This window comes from Arthrobacter zhaoguopingii (assembly GCF_009828605.1).
Lineage (GTDB): Bacteria > Actinomycetota > Actinomycetes > Actinomycetales > Micrococcaceae > Arthrobacter_D > Arthrobacter_D zhaoguopingii.
Genome location: NZ_WIAE01000004.1, coordinates 93,226 through 112,712, shown reverse-complemented (window position 1 = coordinate 112,712; position 19,487 = coordinate 93,226). Strand labels below are relative to the sequence as shown.

The 19,487-nt window shown below is 68.9% G+C and carries 14 protein-coding genes and 1 tRNA gene; 3 read left to right on the top strand and 12 right to left on the bottom strand.

Annotated features, from left to right (window positions below):
* The first annotated feature begins 5 nt into the window (after positions 1-5).
* The gene (locus GVV77_RS06725; RefSeq protein ID WP_159617378.1) at positions 6-875 is read left to right on the top strand and encodes a rhomboid family intramembrane serine protease; all 870 of its coding nucleotides are present in this window, start codon (positions 6-8) and stop codon (positions 873-875) included.
* 432 nt (positions 876-1,307) lie between these two features.
* Here the strand turns inward: GVV77_RS06725 and GVV77_RS06720 are convergent, their stop codons facing one another.
* Positions 1,308-2,327 (bottom strand): SDR family NAD(P)-dependent oxidoreductase, encoded by a 1,020-nt coding sequence (locus GVV77_RS06720; RefSeq protein ID WP_159617377.1) that lies wholly within the window; start codon positions 2,325-2,327, stop codon positions 1,308-1,310.
* 15 nt (positions 2,328-2,342) lie between these two features.
* Positions 2,343-2,588 carry a cell division protein CrgA gene (locus GVV77_RS06715; RefSeq protein WP_133404290.1) on the bottom strand — a complete coding sequence of 82 codons (246 nt, stop codon included), beginning with the start codon at positions 2,586-2,588 and terminating at the stop codon, positions 2,343-2,345.
* A gap of 271 nt (positions 2,589-2,859) precedes the next feature.
* Between GVV77_RS06715 and GVV77_RS06710 the strand changes: the two genes are divergently transcribed.
* On the top strand, positions 2,860-3,504 hold the full coding sequence (locus GVV77_RS06710; protein WP_159617376.1) for an anthranilate synthase component II: 645 nt from the start codon (positions 2,860-2,862) through the stop codon (positions 3,502-3,504).
* Between the two features lie 106 nt (positions 3,505-3,610).
* Here GVV77_RS06710 and pknB read toward each other — a convergent pair whose 3' ends face one another.
* Genes pknB through GVV77_RS06675 form a run of 7 tightly spaced genes read right to left on the bottom strand, consistent with a single transcriptional unit; the run spans position 3,611 to position 12,986 of the window.
* Positions 3,611-5,542, bottom strand: coding sequence for a Stk1 family PASTA domain-containing Ser/Thr kinase (gene pknB, locus GVV77_RS06705; protein WP_159617375.1), 1,932 nt, complete (start codon positions 5,540-5,542; stop codon positions 3,611-3,613).
* Between the two features lie 21 nt (positions 5,543-5,563).
* A complete protein-coding gene (locus tag GVV77_RS06700; RefSeq protein WP_159617374.1) occupies positions 5,564-7,321 on the bottom strand; it encodes a protein kinase domain-containing protein in 1,758 nt (585 codons plus the stop codon).
* The gene (locus GVV77_RS06695) at positions 7,318-8,760 is read right to left on the bottom strand and encodes a peptidoglycan D,D-transpeptidase FtsI family protein (RefSeq protein WP_159617373.1); all 1,443 of its coding nucleotides are present in this window, start codon (positions 8,758-8,760) and stop codon (positions 7,318-7,320) included. The genes GVV77_RS06700 and GVV77_RS06695 overlap by 4 nt, the downstream gene beginning before the upstream one ends.
* On the bottom strand, positions 8,757-10,175 hold the full coding sequence (locus GVV77_RS06690) for an FtsW/RodA/SpoVE family cell cycle protein (RefSeq protein WP_159617372.1): 1,419 nt from the start codon (positions 10,173-10,175) through the stop codon (positions 8,757-8,759). The genes GVV77_RS06695 and GVV77_RS06690 overlap by 4 nt, the downstream gene beginning before the upstream one ends.
* Positions 10,172-11,776, bottom strand: coding sequence for a PP2C family protein-serine/threonine phosphatase (locus tag GVV77_RS06685; RefSeq protein WP_246199676.1), 1,605 nt, complete (start codon positions 11,774-11,776; stop codon positions 10,172-10,174). Before GVV77_RS06685 ends, GVV77_RS06690 begins: the two co-directional genes overlap by 4 nt.
* Positions 11,777-11,778: 2 nt before the next feature.
* Complete coding sequence (locus tag GVV77_RS06680; protein WP_159617371.1) at positions 11,779-12,258, bottom strand: FHA domain-containing protein FhaB/FipA; 480 nt, start codon at positions 12,256-12,258, stop codon at positions 11,779-11,781.
* The gene (locus GVV77_RS06675) at positions 12,255-12,986 is read right to left on the bottom strand and encodes an FHA domain-containing protein (protein WP_159617370.1); all 732 of its coding nucleotides are present in this window, start codon (positions 12,984-12,986) and stop codon (positions 12,255-12,257) included. Before GVV77_RS06675 ends, GVV77_RS06680 begins: the two co-directional genes overlap by 4 nt.
* Positions 12,987-13,322: 336 nt before the next feature.
* Here GVV77_RS06675 and GVV77_RS06670 point away from each other — a divergent pair.
* A tRNA-Leu gene (locus GVV77_RS06670) sits at positions 13,323-13,408 on the top strand.
* 87 nt (positions 13,409-13,495) lie between these two features.
* On the opposite strand, the gene GVV77_RS06665 is transcribed toward GVV77_RS06670, so the two are convergent.
* From GVV77_RS06665 to GVV77_RS06655, 3 genes are all read right to left on the bottom strand, one after another.
* Positions 13,496-16,918: an error-prone DNA polymerase gene (locus GVV77_RS06665; protein WP_159617369.1), complete on the bottom strand. Its 3,423-nt coding sequence runs from the start codon at positions 16,916-16,918 to the stop codon at positions 13,496-13,498.
* A 104-nt stretch (positions 16,919-17,022) separates the two neighbouring features.
* Positions 17,023-18,630 carry a DNA polymerase Y family protein gene (locus GVV77_RS06660; protein ID WP_159617368.1) on the bottom strand — a complete coding sequence of 536 codons (1,608 nt, stop codon included), beginning with the start codon at positions 18,628-18,630 and terminating at the stop codon, positions 17,023-17,025.
* A complete protein-coding gene (locus GVV77_RS06655; protein ID WP_159617367.1) occupies positions 18,630-19,430 on the bottom strand; it encodes a hypothetical protein in 801 nt (266 codons plus the stop codon). The genes GVV77_RS06660 and GVV77_RS06655 overlap by 1 nt, the downstream gene beginning before the upstream one ends.
* Positions 19,431-19,487 lie beyond the last annotated feature (57 nt).

Below are 19,487 nucleotides of genomic sequence, written 5' to 3'. Positions count from 1 at the left end.
ACTCCGTGTCCTACGGAGTCCCCGCGGGCAGTCCGTCGCAGGAGGCGCCGGTCTGCCCGCGGCACCCCGACCGCATCAGCTATGTTCGGTGCCAGCGGTGCGGCAGGCCGGCGTGCCCGGAGTGCCAGCGCCAGGCCGCCGTGGGCATCCAGTGTGTGGACTGCATCGCAGAACAGGCACGCAACACCCCCAGGACCACCACCGCCTTCGGCGGCGCAGCGACCTCGGGGCGGCCGGTGGTCACCCTCGTCCTTATCGGCGCCTGTGTCCTGTTGTTCCTGCTCCAGATGGCCGTCCCCGGCCTGACCGCGGCGCTGCAGTATGCCCCGCTGTACACCGCGGGGTATGCCGGGACCATTGAGGCCGAGCCGTGGCGGATGTTCACCGCCGCGTTCCTTCACTCGCCCAATTTCCTGCTCCACATCGCCTTCAATATGTATGCCTTGTGGATTCTGGGCCAGTCGCTGGAGCCGGCGCTCGGGCGCGCCCGTTTCCTGGCTCTGTATCTGCTCTCCGCCCTGGGCGGCTCCGTGGGGGTCCTGCTGCTGAGCAACCCGTTCCAGCCGGTCGTCGGAGCCTCCGGCGCGGTCTTCGGCCTCTTCGGCGCCCTCTTCGTCATTCAGAAGAAGCGGGGCGGGGACGTCCGCCAGATCCTCGTCCTCATCGCCGTCAACGGGGTGCTGGGCTTCGTCGTGCCAGGCATCGCCTGGCAGGCCCACCTGGGCGGCTTGCTGACCGGGGCCGCCGTTGCGGCCGTGCTGGCCTATGTGCCCCGCGGCCGGATGCGCCCGGCACTTCAGTGGAGCGGAGTGGGAGCGGTGACGGCTCTCCTCGCCGTGCTGACGTTCCTCGGATCGGCCCTCATCACGGTGTAGGCGGCATCGACAGCTGTGTACAACGAACCGGTAAGGGATCCGGCGGCCGCTCAGGCCGCCGGATCCCTTCGCTTTATCCACAGGGTTTATCCACACCGGGGAAAACTTACACACATGTAATTCCACAGATGTGGATAACAATGGGGCGGCACTCGGCCGATCGGGAGGATTTTCCCCCAATCTTCTCCACACCTGTGGATAACTTAGTGCACAACGTGTGTACAGGGAATATTGGGACAAATGTGGCTGCTGTCGCTGACGGTCCCGTGCCGGGTTTCCCCATGCCCACGATCTGTTCACAGCGGCCTCTTCGGGGCCCCCATCCCTGATCGGGCGCTCCCGAGCGGACCGCGCTCCCGGCACCCTGGTCGGGTGCTCCCTGGCGGACCGCGCTCCCGGCACTCCGGAGGCCGGTGCTGTGGCGATGGGGCTTCAGGCCCCGGTCCCGCTCCGTGGAGCCGGTTCTCCGGCGCCTGCATGCGATGGGCGGGACTTCCGCCGACGGGCAGACCGTGGGCCGTACGGCCAGGACCGCAGGGCGGCTGCGGTCCGCCACCCGCCGGTCACGCGGTTGGTCGAGGGGTCGGGCGCGAAGACCGTCCCGGCGGCCGGGGAGGTCGACCCCCGGCGGAGGGCCAGGATGTCCATCAGGGGGTGGATGCAGCGCGCATAGAGGCCCGGGAGGAAGGCGGAAAGTGGGATAGCGGCGCCCTGGAGGCGTCCCACCACCCGGACCGGCCTCGGACGGCGCACGGTGCGTACGATGGCGCGGGCGACGCGTTCGGGGGCAACCACCGGAGGAAGGGGGTGGATCTCCCTGCCGGTGTAGTTCGCGGCATGCTGGTAGATGGGTGTGTCGATGGTGGCCGGCAGGACGGCGCAGATGGAAATCTGCGGAGCGTCCCGGTATTCGTGCCTCAGCACCTCGGCGAAGCCGAGCAGTCCGAACTTGCCCGTGACATACGGAGAGATATAGGGGGCGGAGACCTTGGAGAACACCGACCCCACGAGGACGAGGGTGCCGCGGCCCCGTGCGCGGAAGTGTGGAAGGACGGCGCGGGCCCCATGCACCTGTCCAAAGAGTGTGGTCTCGACGATGCGGCGGAAGACGGCTGACGGGGTGTCCTCGAAGGTCCCGTAGCTGTAGGAGGACGCGCACCCGATCCAGGCGTCGACGCGCCCGTAGGCGCGCAGGGCCGCCTCCATCAGGGCCTCGACGTCGGCCTCACGGGTCACATCGGTAGGAACGGCCACGGCCCGCGCGCCGAGCGCGGTGCACTCGGCGACGACGTCTCCGAGGCTTTCGGGCGCGCGGGAGGCGAGGACGAGCCGGGCGCCGTTTCCGGCCAAGGCGTGGGCTGTGGCGCGGCCGATCCCGCTTGAGGCTCCGGTGATGACGACGACGTCCCCGGGCGCGGGCGTCCCCTCAGGAGGGCCGGCGCGCGTCCCCACCGGGCATCGGCTCCGTCAGCGCCAGCGCGTGGTCATCAGGAACCCGACAATCGCGATGCCGAAGCCGGCGACGATGTTCAGTCCTTCCCAGGACCGCACGGGCAGGGTGCCTTCGGAGATGTAGTAGACGATGATCCACAGCAGGCCAAGGATCATCAGCCCGAACATGACCGGCTTGTACCAGACCGGGTTGGGCTTGGGCTCCGCTGCGACAGCAGTCCTGGCCGGTGCGGTCTTCCTGCGGGGCTTTGACTCGGGCACTTATCCTCCTTGACGGGCCGGGCGGGAACGGCCGGCCTTCAATGGCGCGGCGGGGCCGCCCGACGATTTTCCGCGCCGACTCTTGCGGACTCCGGCGCGGGCACGGTTCCTGCTGTCGATTCTAACCAAGAAACCAGCGGCAGGGACGGGGACTGCAGGACCGGCACCGGAGGATGCGCCCAGCACCCCGTCCCACCGCCCCGATGCTGTCGGAAGCCCCGCGCGGTGACACAATTGGATCCATCACCCAAAAACGATTGGCATTTGTGAAATGGCTGATTCAGTCCGGATTCTCGTCGTCGACAACTACGACAGCTTCGTCTACACCCTCGTGGGGTACCTTCAGGAACTCGGGGCGGAGACCACCGTCGTGAGGAACGACGACGTCACGCTCGCCGAAGCCGCGGCCCTCGCCGAGAGCCGCGACGGCGTGCTGGTGTCCCCCGGCCCCGGCACACCCGCCGACGCCGGCGTCATCGTTGACCTCATCCGCTGGTGCGGGGACCATGCGAAGCCGATGCTCGGGGTCTGCCTGGGCCATCAGGCCCTCGCCGAGGCCTACGGGGGCACGGTGACCCACGCACCGGAACTGATGCACGGCAAGACCTCGCTCGTCGAGCACACCTCCGGGAGCGTGTTCGCGGGCCTCCCGTCGCCCCTGACCGCCACCCGCTATCACTCGCTGGCAGCCGTCAGCGACGACCTTCCGGCCGAACTCGAGGTGACGGCCCGCACTGCCAGCGGAATCATTATGGGCCTTGAGCATCGGACCGCACCGCTGTGCGGGGTGCAGTTCCACCCGGAGTCCGTCCTCACCGAGGGTGGCTACCAGATGCTCGGCACCTGGCTCGAGTCCCTGGGCCTTGAGGGCGCAGCGGCGAAGGCCGCCACGCTCAGTCCGCTGATCTCCCGCTGACCGTCCCCGCTGGCCCGCTGACTTTCCCTGCTGGCCGGGTCGACCCGGGTCGGTGCCCGTGCGCCAGGGATCCGGGATTTCCCCCGACTCCGGTTTCGGGGTCGGGTCAGGGATCGTCGGGCTTGGGCGAGGGCTTATCGCTTGGTTTTCCCCCACCCGGAGGGCGGGGTTCGGTCTCGGGTTCGGTCTCGGGGGCGGACGGCGGAGGCGTCGGATCCTCGGTCGGCTCCGGCGCACGCGAAACGGTGAGGACGATTTCGGTCCCCTGGTTCACCTCGGAGGCCGCTGGTGAGCTCTGTTCCAGGACCGTGCCGGGCTCCGAATCCTTGTCCTCGGCGAACTCCACCCGGAAGGGCAGCTTCACCGCGGGATCGGCCAAGGCAGCTTTGGCCTCGGCCTCGGTCAGCCCGATGAGCTGTGGAACGCCCACCCTGCCGTTGGAGAGTACGAGGTTCACCGCGCTGCCGGCGGGAACGGACTGCCCGGCCTGCGGGTCCGTGGAGACCACGCGGCCCTGCGGCACGTCGGGGCTCGGCGTCTCGGTGATCTCCCCGCCCTTGAGGCCGACCGCCTCAAGAGCCTCACGGGCCGAGGACTCGGTCAGGTTGGCGAGGCCCTCGGGTACGGCGATATTGGCCGGACCCTTGGAAATCGAGATGGTCACCCGGGACTTGGCTTCGACCTGCGCGCCGGCGGCCGGGTCGGAGTCGATGACCAGCCCTGCCTCCGTCGTGGCATGGAAGCGTTCTTCGACGATCGGAATGAGGTCGGCTTCATAGAGGGTCGCGACCCCGTCGGCCTCGGTCATGCTGGCCACAGCAGGAACCTCGATCCGGGGTGGAGCCTCCGGCTCCGACCTGCCGACAGAGTAGAGAAGGGCATACCCGGCCGCGAGAACCACAAGCACCGCGGCCAGGACCCACACCACGATCCAGGCCCGGCGGTGTGAGCTCCGGTGGCCCTCGTCGTCATAGTCCTCCCGGGGCGCCGGAAGCAGGTCCTCCTCCCGGTGGGTCAGGGCGGCGAGCGAAGAGGCACCGGAGGAGGGCACCTTCTCCATGGTGCGCGTCGCGGGAGACCCGTCCGCCTCAGCTGGAAAAGTCACTGCCGCTGCCGGCACCATCCGGGTCGCAGGCTCTACGGTCGCCAGAGCCTGGGTGGGCAGCGACCCGGTATCGCTGAAGACCTTGCCGCGGCGGGCATCCTCAAGGGCGGCCGCGAAGGAGGCGGCGTCCTGGAATCGATCCTCACGGTCCTTCGCCAGGGCCTTGGCCAGCACCGAGTCGAGGGCCGGACTGACCTGCGGATTGAAGCTGCTGGCCGGTTTGGGTTCCTCCCGCACGTGCTGGTACGCCACCGACACCGGGCTGTCGCCGACAAAGGGAGGCCTCCCGGCCACCAGCTCGTACAGCAGGCACCCGGCCGAGTAGAGATCGCTGCGGGCATCGACCGTCTCGCCCCGGGCCTGCTCGGGCGAAAGGTACTGGGCCGTGCCCACTACGGCCTGGGTCTGCGTCATGGTTGCCGCCGAGTCGGCGATCGCCCGCGCGATGCCGAAGTCCATGACCTTCACACGGCCTTCGGGGGTCACCATGACATTGGCGGGCTTGATGTCCCGGTGGACGATCCCGGCGCGGTGGCTGTACTCAAGCGCGGAAAGCACACCGGCCAGGTACCGCACGGCATCCTGCTCGTTCAGCTCCCCGGACCTCACCAGGTCCCGCAGGGTGCGGCCTTCCACGTACTCCATCACAATGAACGGCACCCGCACCTCGTGATCGGGCCGGTCGGGGATCTCCTCCTCGCCCGTGTCGTAGACGGCAACAATATTGGGGTTGTTCAGCCCCGCCACCGCCTGCGCTTCCCTGCGGAACCGTGACTGGAACAGCGGGTCCCGGGCGAGGTCCTTGCGCAGGACCTTGATGGCGACCGACCGCCCGAGCCGGATGTCCCGGCCGAGGTGGACGTCGGCCATACCGCCCCGTCCGATCAGGTGCAGGACCTCGTACCGGCCGTTGAGGACACGCTCAGCCGTCATCGGGATTCCCTCCACGGTGGCTCACGATCCCGGGGTCGTCGCGCCGGGCGTGGGCGCAGCCGAAGCCTCGTCGTCCTCGACCGGCGGCGTCGTGGGAGGGGGGCCCGAGGAGACGATGTACCGGACCTCGGAACCCTCGTTGATGTTCGTGCCTTCGGCGGGATCGATCCGGAGGACCGAGCCCTGCGGCTGGTCGGACACCTCGGATCCGGCGTTGACCGGAGCCAGGCCCGCATCGACGAGACGCTGGCGGACCGTTCCCTCGTCCTGGCCCACGAGGCCACCGGGGACGGCGACCTGGCGGGGGCCCTCCGAGAAGGTCAGCTGGATGGTCTGGCCGGGGCTTACGGTGCCGACCGGGTTGATGTCGATCACCGTGCCGGCCGGCTCGAGCGATGGCTCGCCGCTGCGGTTCACCGACAGTCCCAGGGCGGTGAGCTCCGCCGTGACCTCGTCAACATTCCTTCCCAGGTATGCATTCGGGTCAATCACGATCGCCGCGGGCTCCGGTGTCGTCTGCTCCGGCGTCGGAGAAGGCGTCGTCGGCGTGGGGCGCGGACTCGGAGGGGTCGAGCGGGGGGCGGAACTCGTCGTCGCGGGCGCGGGGTCTCCGCGTTCGCCGGTCAGGAGCGGCCAGATGAGGATCGACGCCAGCGCCAGGAGGCCGATGAGCAGAAGGATGATGACGGGGAGCAGCCAGGGGTTGCGGCGGCGCTCCTCGCGTTCCTGCGGGACGCCCGGTTCCACCTCCTCCTCGGTCCAGTCCCGGGAAGCGGCAAGACCGCCGGTCCCTGCGGCGGCCGGAACCGCGGCCGCCGCGGCGACCGTCGGCATCGCGGAGGTCGACGGAGCTGGCACCGCGCGCGTGGCCGCGGTGTCCTGGCGGGGCACGGCGGCGGTCGCCTCGGCGTCGCCTCCGAACAGGAGCATCCCGGGGACCGCGGCCTCGGCGACGCGGATCGAACCGGCCCGGATGGCGTCAACGGCGCGGGACAGGGATTCAGCATCCGCCGGCCGGTCGGACGGGTCCTTTGCGAGCATCGAGGCGATCAGTGCCCGCACCGGGTGCGGGATGTGCTCCGGAAGCGGCGGCGGGGCGTCATTGACCTGGGCCAGGGCGATGGCGATCTGCGACTCTCCGGAGAAGGGGCGCCGGCCGGCCAGCAGCTCGTACCCGATAACGCCCAGGGCGTAGATGTCGCTCGAGCCGGTGGCCTGCTGCCCGGTGGCCTGCTCCGGCGCGAGGTACTGGGCGGTGCCCATCACCTGGCCCGTCGCGGTCAGCGGCACCTGGTCGGCAAGCCGGGCAATGCCGAAGTCGGTGATCTTCACGCGCCCGTCGGGGAGGACGAGGATGTTTCCCGGCTTCACGTCGCGGTGCACGAGTCCCTGCCGGTGCGCGACAGCGAGGGCGGTGGCGGTCTGGCCGATGATCGAGAGGGCGCGGTCCGGGGAGAGCACCCCTTCGCGCTCGATCACCGCCGAAAGGGGCTGGCCGGGCACCAGTTCCATGACGAGGTAGGCCGAGCCTTCCTCCTCGCCGTAGTCGAAGACGTTGGCGATGCCCTCGTGGTTCAGCAGGGCCGTATGGCGGGCCTCGGCGCGGAAGCGGTTCAGGAACGCCGGGTCCCCCGAATATTCCTCCTTCAGGATCTTGATGGCGACTACCCGGCCCAGCACCTTGTCCCGGGCCTTCCACACCTCGCCCATGCCGCCGATGGCAATGCGTTCGGTGAGCTGGAATCTGCCGCCCAGGGTGATACCCGACGTAGGCCTCACTGGTTCAACACCGCCTCAAAGATCTGCTTGGCAATTGGACTTGTGAGCTGCGATCCCGTAGCCAGGTCGACATCCTCCATGACGATCGTGACGGCGACCTGGGGGTCGTCCGCCGGGGCGAATCCGGTGAACCAGGCGTTGTCTCCGCGCCCTTCGACCTCGGCGGTGCCGGTCTTGCCCGCGACCTCGACGCCCGGAATCTGGGCGCCCCGGGCGGTTCCGTTGTCCACAACGTTCACCATCCACTCGGTCAGCTGGTCCGCAGTGCCGGCGCTGACGGATTCGTGGAGGACCTGGGGTGAGGGTGAATCGATCAGCTCGAGGTCGGCGGCCCGCACGGCCTTGATGAGGTTCGGCTTCATCAGGACGCCGTTGTTGGCGATCGCCGAGGTAACCATGGCGATCTGCAGCGGAGTCACCTTGACGTCGAACTGGCCGATGGCCGACTGGGCGAGCTCGGGCTGGCTGAGGTCGCTGGGGAACTGGCTGGCCTCGACGGCCACGGGGATCTGGTGCCTCTCCCCGAAGCCGAACAGCCGGGCCTGTTCCTGGATGGCATCCTCGCCGACGTCCCAGGCGATCTGGGCGAACGGTGTGTTGCAGGACTGCTCGAGGGCGAATTCCAGGTCGGCGGTCGTGCGCGTGGCGCAGGTTCCATTGACGTAGTTGGGCAGGCCGATGGTGGTGCCGGGAAGGGGGAGCACGGGCGGGTTGGGAATCTGGGATTCGGCGTCGTAGTCGCCGGATTCGAGCGCCGCCGCGGCGACCACCAGCTTGAAGACCGATCCCGGGGCCACCAGGGATTCGGTGGCCGGGTTGCGGTAGATCGACAGGCCCGGGACCGCCGAGAGCTGTTCGACGTTCCGGGCAGCGATCTCGGTGTCGTGGACGGCGATCAGGTTCGGATCGTAGGAGGGCTTGGAGACCATGGCGAGGATGTTCCCGGTCTCGGGCTCGGTGACGACGATGGAGCCGCGCTGTCCTTCCGGGATCAGATCCCAGGCAAGCTGCTGGATCTGGGGGTCGATGGTGAGCTCCACCGAGGCGCCCTGGCTGCTGGCGCCGGAGAGGAGCCCAACGACCCGGTCGTAGAACAGCTCGTCGCTGGTGCCCGAGAGCAGGCCGGCCGAGGCCTGCTCGAGCTGCGTGGACCCGTTGACCAGGGAGTAGAACCCGGTCAGGTGGGCGTAAAGGTTCGGCTCCTTGTAGACCCGCTGGTAGTTGAACTGGTCGTTGGAGGGCACCGACTCCGCCACTGCCTTGCCGTCCACGAGGATCGCCCCACGGGGCCGGCCGAAGTCCTGGTAGAGCTGCCGGTTGTTCCAGTCGTTGGTGTTGAGTTCCTCGGCCTCGAAGAACTGGACGTAGGTCAGCGATCCGAGAATGAGGGCGAACATCCCGATCGCCACCACCCATGCGCTGCGGATTGCCTGGTTCAACGTGATCCCTCCTTGGGGCGCCGCGGAAGCGCCCCCCTGCCTGAAACCGACGGAACTGTGGCCGGTTCACTGGGGGCGGCCGTCCGCACCGGTCGGCGGGCGGTCTCCGAAATCAGCAGCAGCAGGGCGACGATGATCCAGTTGGCCAGCAGGGATGACCCGCCCGCGGACATGAACGGGGTGGTGAGCCCGGTCAGGGGAATCAGCCGGGTGATGCCGCCGATGACCACGAAACACTGGAGGGCGATGGTGAAGGAAAGGCCGCAGGCCAGCAGCTTCCCGAACCCGTCCTTGGTGCCTAGGGCCGCCCGGAACCCGCGGGAGACGAGGAGGATATACAGCAGGATGATGGCGAACACGCCGATCATGCCGAGCTCCTCGCCAAGCGCGGCGATGATCATGTCGCTGTTGGCATATGTTACGAGGTCGGGCCGGCCCTGGCCGAACCCGGTCCCGGCCAGCCCGCCATTGGCCAGCCCGAAGAGCCCCTGCACCACCTGCTGGCTTCCGCCCGGGGCCCGGTTGTACACCTCGGGGTCGAAGGCGTTGAGCCAGCTGTCGAAGCGGAGCGCGACATGGCTGAACAGCTGAAGGGCGATGAAGGTGCCGACGCCGATCATGGCGAGCCCGATCAATACCCAGCTCACCCGGCTCGTCGCCACATAGATCATGGCCATGAACAGGCCGAAGAAGAGGATCGAGGACCCGAGGTCGCGCTGCAGGACCAGCACGCCGATGCTCACGAGCCAGGCGGCGACCATCGGGGCAAGGTCCTTGAACCGGGGGAGCTGGAGGGGTCCGAGTTTCTTGCCGGCCAGCAGAATCAGGTCCCGGTTGGTGGAGAGGTACCCGGCGAAGAAGATGGCCAGGGTGATTTTGGCGACCTCACCCGGCTGGAACGTGCCAAAGCCGACATTGATCCAGATGCGCGCACCGTTGATCGGCAGGCCGATCGGGGTCAGCGGCAGCATCAGCAGGATGGCGCTGACGATCAGCGAAATGTAGGTGAACCGGCGGAGGAGGCGGTGGTCGCGCAGGAAGATCAACAGGAATGAGGCCGCAACGATCGCCACCGCCGTCCAGGTCAGCTGCTGCGGCGCCACGGGAACGAAGTCCGGGTTCTCCATCCGGGGCAGGTCGAGCCGGTGGATCATGGCAAGACCGATCCCATTCAGGGCGACGACGATCGGAAGTATTACGGGATCTGCATATTTCGCGCGGATGCGGAGGATGAGGTGGACGAGGATCCCCATGCCCACCAGTGTGGACGCCTGCCTCCAGAAGTAGTCGTTGAAGGGCTCCTCGCGCTCAAGCCCCGCTACGAAGTTGGCACCAACGGCCACGGCGAAGGCGAGCAGCAGCAGGGCCGCCTCCACATTTCGCCGCGAGCGGGGGACGGTCAGGACATCGCTCATTCGAGGTTGCCTCCACAGTCGGCGGTGACGGCTCCGGGGTCCGTCTGAGCATCCGAGGGTGACGGCTGGGCCCGCGGGGTCGACGTCGCGCCCGCGGATGCCGAAGGGGACGCGGACGGGGACGCGGAACGTGATGCCGATGGGGATGCCGTCGGCTTGGGGGACGCGGAGGCGGACGGGCCGGGGGTCGGTTCGGCGCTCGGGCCGTCGGTGGCCTGAGGGCCTCCCTCCGGCGCGCAGCCCACGGCGCGCAGTTCACCCCGCAGGTCCTCAATGATGCGTTCGGCTTCCTGGAGGTCACTGGCGGGCAGGCCGCCCTCCAGCTGGGAGCGCCGGAACTCCGGGAGGTTCGACACCGGAATGGTGGTCCGCTCGTAGACGTGGCTGAGCTGGATGGGACCCAGCGTCTGCGGGACGCCGTTGTAGACGGCCACCCGGTCCCCCGCCGCCGCAACGTAGAACCGGGTCTGCGTCCAGGTGTAGCCGAATCCGAGGACGGCCAGCAGGATCAGCACCCCGAGCGTGACGAAGGCCGGGCCCAGCCAGCGGCGGACCGGGGGCGCCGGTGCCTCCTCGAGGGGGCCGTCGGGCGCCTGGGCCTTGTGGGTGAGCATCAGGGCCGCCCGCCGCTCGGTTGAGCGCTGGGTGACGATCGGGATCTGGCCGGTCTCGGTGGCAAGCGCCGCGGCGCCCACAAGCAGGTGCGGCCGGCTGAGGAGGTCCGCACGGATCAGGTCGGCGCGCACGGCCGGCTCGGCGGGTCCCTCGGAAGCGGCGGCTGAGACGTCGGCGGGTCCCGAGGAAGCCTCGCGCTCCCCTGCCGCCTCACGGGCCGAGGGGAGAACCGGGCGCAGCTCCGGTTCTGGCTCGTCGCCGGTGGTCAGGGCGACCTCGATGACGGCGACCGTGACATTGTCCGGTGACCCGCCGGCCAGGGTGAGCTCCACCAGCGCGTTGACGCACTCGTCAAGGTTCGGGGTCTCCCGAACGATCTGCTCAACCATGCGGTCGTTCAGCACCGCCGTGAGTCCATCCGAACAGAGAAGCCACCGCTCGCCCGGCTCGACCTCAAGGGTCTGCAGATCCAACTCCGGGCTCGCATCGACATCGCCCAGCACCCGCATCAGGACGTTCTTGTGGGGGTGCACATCGGCTTCCTCGGGGCGGAGCCGGCCTTCATCGATCAGGCGCTGCACGAACGTGTGATCGGTGGTGATCTGCTCAAAGACGCCGTTTTTCAGCCGGTAGGCCCTCGAGTCACCGATATGGGCCAGTTCGAGCCGGTCCCCGTTCAGCAGCAGGGCAGTCACTGTGGTGCCCATCCCGGCGAGCTGCGGATTGGTGCTGACGAGTTCCGAAAGCAGGGAGTTGGCGGTCTGGATCTCGTCGGCCAGTTCGGTGCCGGCGTCCCCGCGCTGATGGCTGCGGTCAAGGTGGACCAGGTCCAGGACGGTGGAGGCCGAGGCGATGTTCCCTCCGGCGTGGCCGCCCATTCCGTCGGCAACCACGGCGAGGTAGCGGCCCACATAGGCGGAGTCGTCGTTCTTGGCGCGGACCATGCCCACGTCGGAGCGCGCGGCGAACCGCAGGAAGTAGGCCATGGTTATGGCCTCAATTCGATAACCGTCTTACCGATCCGGATGGGCACGCCGGGGTCGACGGGGAGGGCGCGGGTCAGCTGGTTCCCCGCAAGGTAGGTTCCGTTCGTCGAGCCAAGGTCCTCGATGAACCACCGGCTTCCCTGCGGGAACAGCCTCGCGTGCCGGCCCGAGGCATAGTCGTCCTCGAGCACCAGCGTCGCCTCCTGTGCGCGGCCGAGCAGGATCGGGCTCGCGGCGAGGTCAAGCGTGGTGCCCGTCAGGGGGCCTTCGGTCACCATGAGCCGGCGGGCCTGGGGCCGGGGCGACGCCGGCTCCTCCACCAGTTCCGGGTGCTTCCGGGCCTGCCTCGGGGAGGGCGAGCCGGTCTTGTTGCGCTGGCCCACCACCAGGTCACGGCGAAGGGCGCTGACGGTGCTGATCACCAGGATCCACACAAGAAGCAGGAATCCGTAGCGCAGCAGCGTCACGGTCAGTTCGCTCATATCCGGTGTCCACCGTTCTGGACGGGAACCAGTCGGAAGGTCATGCGGGTGCGGCCCATGGTGATCATCGAGCCGTCGGTGAGTTCGGTCTGGCCCTGGACGCGCTGGCCGTTGACGAAACTGCCGTTGGTCGAGCCGAGTTCGATGGCGACGGCCCGTCCACCGTCGGTGCGGATTTCAAGGTGGCGCCGCGAGACGCCGGTGTCCTCGACGAGGATGTCCGCCTCGGAGGACCTACCCAGGACGATGGACCCGGCGTTGAGTGAGTAGCGCTGGCCTTCGAGTTCGAGGATGGGCTGGTACTGCACGGGCTGGCGCGCGGGAGCCGCCGGCGCGGCGGGCGACCGGGACCCCGGCTGCTTTTCGATACTTGAGTCGACCTCGAAGACGCCGGGCTTCAGCGCCGGATCATTGGCGAAGGAGACGCGCACCGGGCCCTGGAGGGTGTACTGCTGGCTGTTGACGTGCCGGATGACGACGTCGCACAGCTCTTCGGCGAGGGCCGATCCCCACTGTTGGGCCTGTTCGAAGTCAGGGTCCGAGAGGCGGGCAGTGAAGACGTTGGGGGCCAGGGTGCGTCCCTCGGCCAGAACCAGCGACTTGTGGTCGAGTTCGCGCCGCAGGGAGCTGGCGATCTCCACGGGCTGGACCCGGGAGCGGGATCCGGTGCTGAAGGCGCCCCGGACCAGCTTTTCCAAGCCACGTTCAACATTGTCGAGAATGCCCATGTGCCACCTCCTAACCGCTCGCTGCCTGATGTCTTGTCCGGTGCCGTGCTCGTGGACCTGTACGGTACCCAAGGTCCCGGGCGAAAGTGCCCAGGACCGTATCAACGCGGGTGCGTTCCCTTCGATACTACTGGGATGGCCTGGTAATAACCTTATTGAGGGCCCGGCCCGCCGCGGCCGCGCCGCCCGGAAGCCCGCCGGGTGCGGGGAGGGAGAGCCGGCGCCCGCGGACTGCCGCCCTGGCTCGTTTAGGTATTTTCTGGGATGCTCCGTTATGCTTATTTCTGCTGTTCACAAGTGAAACCGGAACGAATCGGTAAGCTTGGAAACTTTTCTGCGCGAGTGGCGGAACGGCAGACGCGCTGGCTTCAGGTGCCAGTATCCGAAAGGGTGTGGGGGTTCAAATCCCCCCTCGCGCACCAGACAAGACACCCCGGCCCGGCGGCCGGGGTGTCTTTTGTTGTCCGGTGCCTTCTGTTGTCTGCCATCCGCGGCCAGGCTCCCATTGGTCAGCGGAAATCCCGGGAGCGCGTGGTCGCCTTGAGCTGGAGCACCTCGATGCGGTCCGCCACCAGGTTCACGACCCCTTCGGCCGAGCGTTCGAGTATGCCGCGGACAATCACACTGCTGGCTTCCCGGGCCACCCGGCGGTGGCGCTGCCACACGCCCACGGAGCAAATCACATTGACCAGCCCGGTTTCGTCCTCAAGGTTCATGAAGGTGATTCCGCTGGCGGTTGCCGGGCGCTGCCGGTGGGTCACCACCCCTCCGGCCTCCACGCGCCGCCCCGGTTCGGCCACCTGCAGTTCGGCCGCGCTAAGGGCGCCCCGGCGCTTCAGCCTCTCCCGCACATGCCGCACCGGATGGTCATCGGGAGTGATCCCGGTGGCCCACAGATCCGAGCCCACGGCGTCGATCCCCGACAGTTCCGGCAGCAACGGGGGCTGGATGTAGACAGCCGTTCCCTTGATCTGCCCCTCCCGTTCGGTGGCGGCCGGGCCGGCGTTCCACAGCGCCTCCCGCCGGGACAGGCCCATTGAATCAAACGCCCCGGCGGCGGCGAGCAGTTCGAGCTGCGCGGCAGTGAGTTCGGTGCGCCGGACCAGGTCGCTCATGTCCTCGAAGGGTCCGGAATGAGTGCGCTCGTCCACGATCCTCCGGGCGACCTTCGCGCCGATGGACTGGACGCTGTCCAGGCCAAGGCGCACGGCGTAGTTGCCGTCGCGCCGGTGCCGGGTCGAATCGAACGGGATGCTGCGGTCGAACGGTTCGACCGGCGGCTGCTGGTCCTCGACGCAGCAGTCGGCCCCGGTGGTGCGGCCCCGGCGTTCCGGCCCGGGGGTGAAGCCGGGAAGGGGCTCAAGGCCGGCGTAAACCCCGGAGTGGAGGATATCCGGGCGCAGCACCTGGACCCCGTGGCGGCGGGCATCGGCGACAAGGGTCTGCGGCGAGTAGAAGCCCATGGGCTGGGCCCGCAGCAGTGAGGCAAGGAAGGCCCCCGGGTAGTGGAGTCTCAGCCAGGCGCTGACGTAGACCAGCAGCGCGAAGCTGATGGAGTGGCTTTCCGCGAAGCCGAAGTTCGCGAACGCCTGGATCTTGTTGTAAATGGCATCGGCCGTGTCCGGGGGGATCCCCTTCGCGGCCATGCCCTCGTACAGCCGGGCCTTCAACGATTCGATCCGTTCCTCGCCGCGCTTGGACCCCATCGCACGGCGCAGGAGGTCGGCGTCGGCCCCTGAACAGCCCCCCACCACCATGGCCATCTGCATCAGCTGTTCCTGGAACAGCGGCACGCCGAGGGTCCGCTCCAGGACGGGTTCGAGGTCCGGATGGAGGTAGCGGACTTCCTCCTCGCCCATTTTGCGTTTGATATAGGGGTGGACGGCTCCGCCCTGGATGGGCCCGGGCCGCACCAGGGCCACCTCGATGACCAGATCGTAGAACTGGCGGGGCTGCAGCCGGGGAAGCATTCCCATCTGGGCCCGGCTCTCCACCTGGAAGACCCCCACCGAATCGGCGAAGCACAGCATGTCGTAGACGCCCTGTTCCTCCTTGGGGATGGTTGCCAGCTCCCATTTCTCGCCGAAGTGTTCCTCCACCAAGTCGAAGTTGTACTGGATCGCGGCGAGGATCCCGAGGCCCAGCAGGTCGAACTTCACCAGCCCCATCCACGCGCAGTCGTCCTTATCCCACTGCAGGACCGTGCGCCCCTCCATCCGTCCATGCTCAATGGGGCATACTTCTCCCACGGGCCGGTCCGTGAGCACCATGCCGCCCGAATGGATTCCCAGATGCCGCGGAAAGGTCAGGATGCTCCGGGCGAGCTCGACCACGGGTTCGGGGATGTCATGGTCGGTGCTGGAGACAAGGCCTCCCCAGCGCTCCACCTGCTTGGACCAGGCATCCTGCTGTCCCGGGCTGTGCCCCAGCGCCTTGGCCATGTCCCGCACCGCGAACTTGGGACGGTAGGTAATGACATTGGCCACCTGGGCGGCGTTGAACCGCCCGTACTTGCGGTAGACGTACTGGATGACCTCCTCGCGCCGGTCCGAATCAAAGTCGACGTCGATGTCGGGCTCCTCATCGCGCATGCTGGAAAGGAAGCGTTCGAAGGGCAGCTGGTACTTGATCGAATCCACGGCCGTGATCTCCAGCAGGTAGCACACGGCCGAATTGGCCGCCGATCCCCTCCCCTGGCACAAGATGCCCTGGCTCCGCGCGAACTGCACCAGGTCGTGGACGATGAGGAAGTAGCCCGGGAAGTTCTTGCTCTCGATCACGTCGAGCTCCCGCTGGATCCGGTCCCGGACCTCCTCCCGGCCGGAATAGAGCCGGTCCGCCCCCTCCCACACAAGCCGGCGCAGGTAGCTCATCTGCGTGTGGCCCTCCGGCAGGTCGAGGTTCGGCAGGCCGGGCCTAACACTGCGCAGCCGGAACGCCAGATCCGCCGCGAGGTCGACGGTGCGCTCCACGGCGCCCGGGTACGCCCGAAACCGCGCCGCCATTTCGGCGCCGCTGCGCAGGTGTGCGGTGCTCGCCGCCGGAAGCCAGCCGTCCATCTGGTCGAGGCTCCGGCGCGCCCGCACCGCAGCCAATGCCGTGGCGGTCCGGTACCGGCCCGGGTCGGCATAGTGAACATTGTTGGTGGCCACCAGCGGCAGGTCCATCCGGGCGGCCAGGGCGGCCAGGGCGTCATTGGTGACGCTGTCCGTGGGATTGCCGTGGTCGAAGAGCTCGACGGCCACGTTGTCCCGGCCGAACAGTTCGGCCAGGTGCCGAAGTTCCGCTTCCGCCGCCGGTGCGCCGCCGGAGGCAAGGGCCTGCCGGACGGTGCCCTTCCGGCACCCGGTGAGGATGAAGAAGTGGCCCGCGGACCGCGCAGCGAGCTCCCCGACGTCGTACCGGGGCCTGCCCTTCTCCGCACCGCGGGAAAGCTGCGCCGCGGTGATGGCCCCGGCCAGGCGGTGGTAGCCGGCCGATCCCCGGGCCAGGACCAGCAGGTGGCTGCCTTCGGGGTCCGCCTCCCCGTTCTGGGGCTTGGACAGCCCGAGGGAGAGCTCGGCGCCGTAGATGGTGGAGAGCCCCTGGTGCTTCTCGGCCGCCTCCGCGAAGCGGACCGCCCCGTACAGTCCGTCATGGTCGGTCAGGGCGAGGCCCTGCAGCCGGAGCCGCCGGGCCTCCTCAATGAGGTGTTCGGGGCTTGAGGCCCCGTCAAGGAAGCTGAAATTCGAGTGCACGTGGAGTTCGGCATAGGGCACCGCGGGCCCGGCATCCGGTTCGGGGCCGGACGGCTGGGTGTAGGGCTGGCGCTTGCGCGACCAGGCCGGACTGTCCCCGCCGTCGGCGCCCGGAGGAGGCAGCCCCGGCCGGGTGGAATCCGAGAGATTCCGCTCAAAGTCCGACCACGGTACGGGCGGGTTGCTCCATCCCATGGTCGGCTCCTGATTGGTGGTGGTGGTGGTGGTGGTGGCGGTTGGGCCGGCGCATCGGCCGGCGGGTCAGTGAATTAGTGGTTAGTGCATTGGTGGTCTGTGCATCAGTCATAGGTGGCTTCGGCCCACCACCGGTGGTCCTCGAGGAGGAACAGCCAGGCCGAGCCCGACGGATCCACCAGCTGGAACCGGTTCAGGACCCGGCCCGCCGGATCCCACCAGCGCTCGGTGATCGGCCAGGGCCCGGCCCAGGACTGCACCGGCCACCGCGGTCCGGTGTTCCGGCCGGCCGAAAAAAACGCGGGGTCCGCGCTGAGCACCCCCCGGCCGTCGACGTCGACGCCGTTTCCCGCGGCATCGACGACGACGGCCGGAACCGGTTCGGCAAACACCGTGGCGGGGACGGGCCCGGGCAGCCTCCCCGGCCAGGGCAGGTTCCGGTCCCGGGGAAGCGTGCCGGCGGAGCCTGGGGCTGCGTCGCCCCAGGGGATGTAGACGCGGCGGTCCGCCAGGAGACGCCCGCCGGCAATAATCGCCGTGAGGACGGCGCCGTGGCCGAGCATGCTCTGGATCCGGGCCAGGCCGTGGTGGACGCTCTCGTCGGGGCCGGTTCCCCAGAGCCCGTCGGCATGGTCGCCGAGGTCCTCCACAGTCACCGGATCCACATGCACCCGGGTAATGCCCGAGCTCAGCCCGCTGTCGGCGTTCCTTCCCCCCTGCAGTTGCCACCGCACCCGGTCGACCACGTCGTCGGCGTCGAACCAGCGGGGGTGCTGCCAGGTGCGCTCCGACACCTCGCCGGAATCACTGCTCAACACCACCCGCAGTGCCGTGCAGACAAGCCCGGCACCCCGCAGCCGGCCGACGAAGGCTTCGGCGGACATCCGGAAGGCAAAGGCAAGCTGGTCGATGCGGACCAGCGGCGGCTCGAAATCGACGGCGGTGTCCAGCTGCGGCGGGGGCAGGCGCGGCACCACGGCCGCGGAGTCGATCCCGCTGGCCATCCGGTGCGCCAGTGCGCCCTCCTCGCCGAACCGGTTGCGGACATCGGCCGCCTCCAGTGCGGCGAAGTCACCGAGCGAGCGGATCCCCAGGCGGCGCAGCAGCACTGCGAGCTTCGGCTGGTCGAGGACGTCCAGGGGAAACGTGCTGAGGAACCAGGGGGAGCGCCCGGGCGGGATGATGCACAGCGGCGCGTCGGCGTCGTCGGTCTCCTCGGCGACCCGGGCCGCCTGCTCGGCGGCGAACAGGCCGTCGGCGATCCCGATCCGCACATCCGTCAGGCCGATGGCGGCAAGGGTGGTGAAGACGACGGAGGCCAGCTTCTCCTCACTGCCGTAGTAGCGGGAGGGGCCCTTGGCCCGGATTGCGCACAGGCCCGGCCGGAGAACCTGCACCCCGGGCAGGATGGCTTCAACGGCGGCGGTGACCGGTTCGAAGCTGCGCTGGTCGAGGTCCGGGTCGTAGGGCAGGCAGATCAGGTGCGGACACCGGGCCTGGGCCTCGCGGACCCGCAGCCCCCGGCGCACCCCGTCCTGGCGTGCGGCCGGGGAGCAGGCAAAAACCTCTCCCTTGGACACCAGGGCAAGGGCCGCATCGGCCTCGAGGGAATGTTCACGCAGGGCGGCCGTGATCGGCCAGTCCGGGCACCACAGCAGGAGGGTCCGGGTGGCGGTGGGCGGGGAGCCGTCTCCGGCGGGTGCGCTGTCCATCAGGAGTTCATCAGGGTGGGCCAGAAGAGGGGATCCCCGCCGTCGGCGGAGCCCGGGGTGCCGTCACCGGCCGGGAGGTACCCGCCGGCCGGGTCCCGCAGCCCGTGCTGCAGGTCGGCAAGCCAGAGATAGGCGTGCCGGGACCGGCCCGAGGGGTGGGTGGCAGTGATCTTCATCCGGCGGGCGCGCAGGTGACCCCTCCCGGAGCCCAGTCCCTCCCATACACTCTCGGCGACACCCAGGGTTGAGTCGCTCTGCTGCCAGCTCCCCAGAGTGATCATGGCGGCCCCGCGCTGCCGGAGCCTCGCCTTGAGCCGGGCCGTATCGGTGGGGGCGAGGTGTTCGGGTGCGCGCGTCAGGACCACCGACACCACATCGACCAGGGCCGCCGTCACCGTGAGCCACTGGGCTCCCGGGGCGGGCACCAGGATCAGCCGGTCAAGGTTGATTCCGAATTCCCGCGCGGCCTCAACGCTGAACTCGGGCAGCCCGACCACCCCGCACCAGGCCCCCTGGGCGGAGGGCCCGGCCAGCAGCGCCATGGCCAGGGCGGCGGAGTTCCGCACCGAGTAGGAGCCCCCGGACTGCAGGCCGCCGCCGGGCAGGATCCTTGCCAGCGCCGGAACCGTGGGAAGCCGCTTCGAGTCCAGCCGGCTGGTCTGCATCTGGTTGATGCGCTGCTGCAGGTCCGCCGGAAGGATGCCCGGGGACGGCGCCGTAACCAGCCGCGGACCGGACGCGCCGGAGCCGGAGAAGGACGGCTCGTCCTGCTCAAGGGCGCCTGCGGCTGGTGGAGTCACGACTCAATATTCGAATACGTGTTCTATTAAGTCAATCGGAGGCCCGGGCCCGGGAAA

What these genes read in the sequence shown, in the direction of transcription:
- pknB (WP_159617375.1), bottom strand. Translation starts at nt 5,542, where the DNA reads ATGACGGCTGAGCGTGTCCTCAACGGCCGGTACGAGGTCCTGCACCTG.
- GVV77_RS06685 (WP_246199676.1), bottom strand. Translation starts at nt 11,776, where the DNA reads ATGGCCTACTTCCTGCGGTTCGCCGCGCGCTCCGACGTGGGCATGGTC.
- GVV77_RS06665 (WP_159617369.1), bottom strand. Translation starts at nt 16,918, where the DNA reads ATGGGATGGAGCAACCCGCCCGTACCGTGGTCGGACTTTGAGCGGAAT.
- GVV77_RS06680 (WP_159617371.1), bottom strand. Translation starts at nt 12,258, where the DNA reads ATGAGCGAACTGACCGTGACGCTGCTGCGCTACGGATTCCTGCTTCTT.
- GVV77_RS06710 (WP_159617376.1), top strand. Translation starts at nt 2,860, where the DNA reads ATGGCTGATTCAGTCCGGATTCTCGTCGTCGACAACTACGACAGCTTC.
- GVV77_RS06675 (WP_159617370.1), bottom strand. Translation starts at nt 12,986, where the DNA reads ATGGGCATTCTCGACAATGTTGAACGTGGCTTGGAAAAGCTGGTCCGG.
- GVV77_RS06660 (WP_159617368.1), bottom strand. Translation starts at nt 18,630, where the DNA reads ATGGACAGCGCACCCGCCGGAGACGGCTCCCCGCCCACCGCCACCCGG.
- GVV77_RS06690 (WP_159617372.1), bottom strand. Translation starts at nt 10,175, where the DNA reads ATGAGCGATGTCCTGACCGTCCCCCGCTCGCGGCGAAATGTGGAGGCG.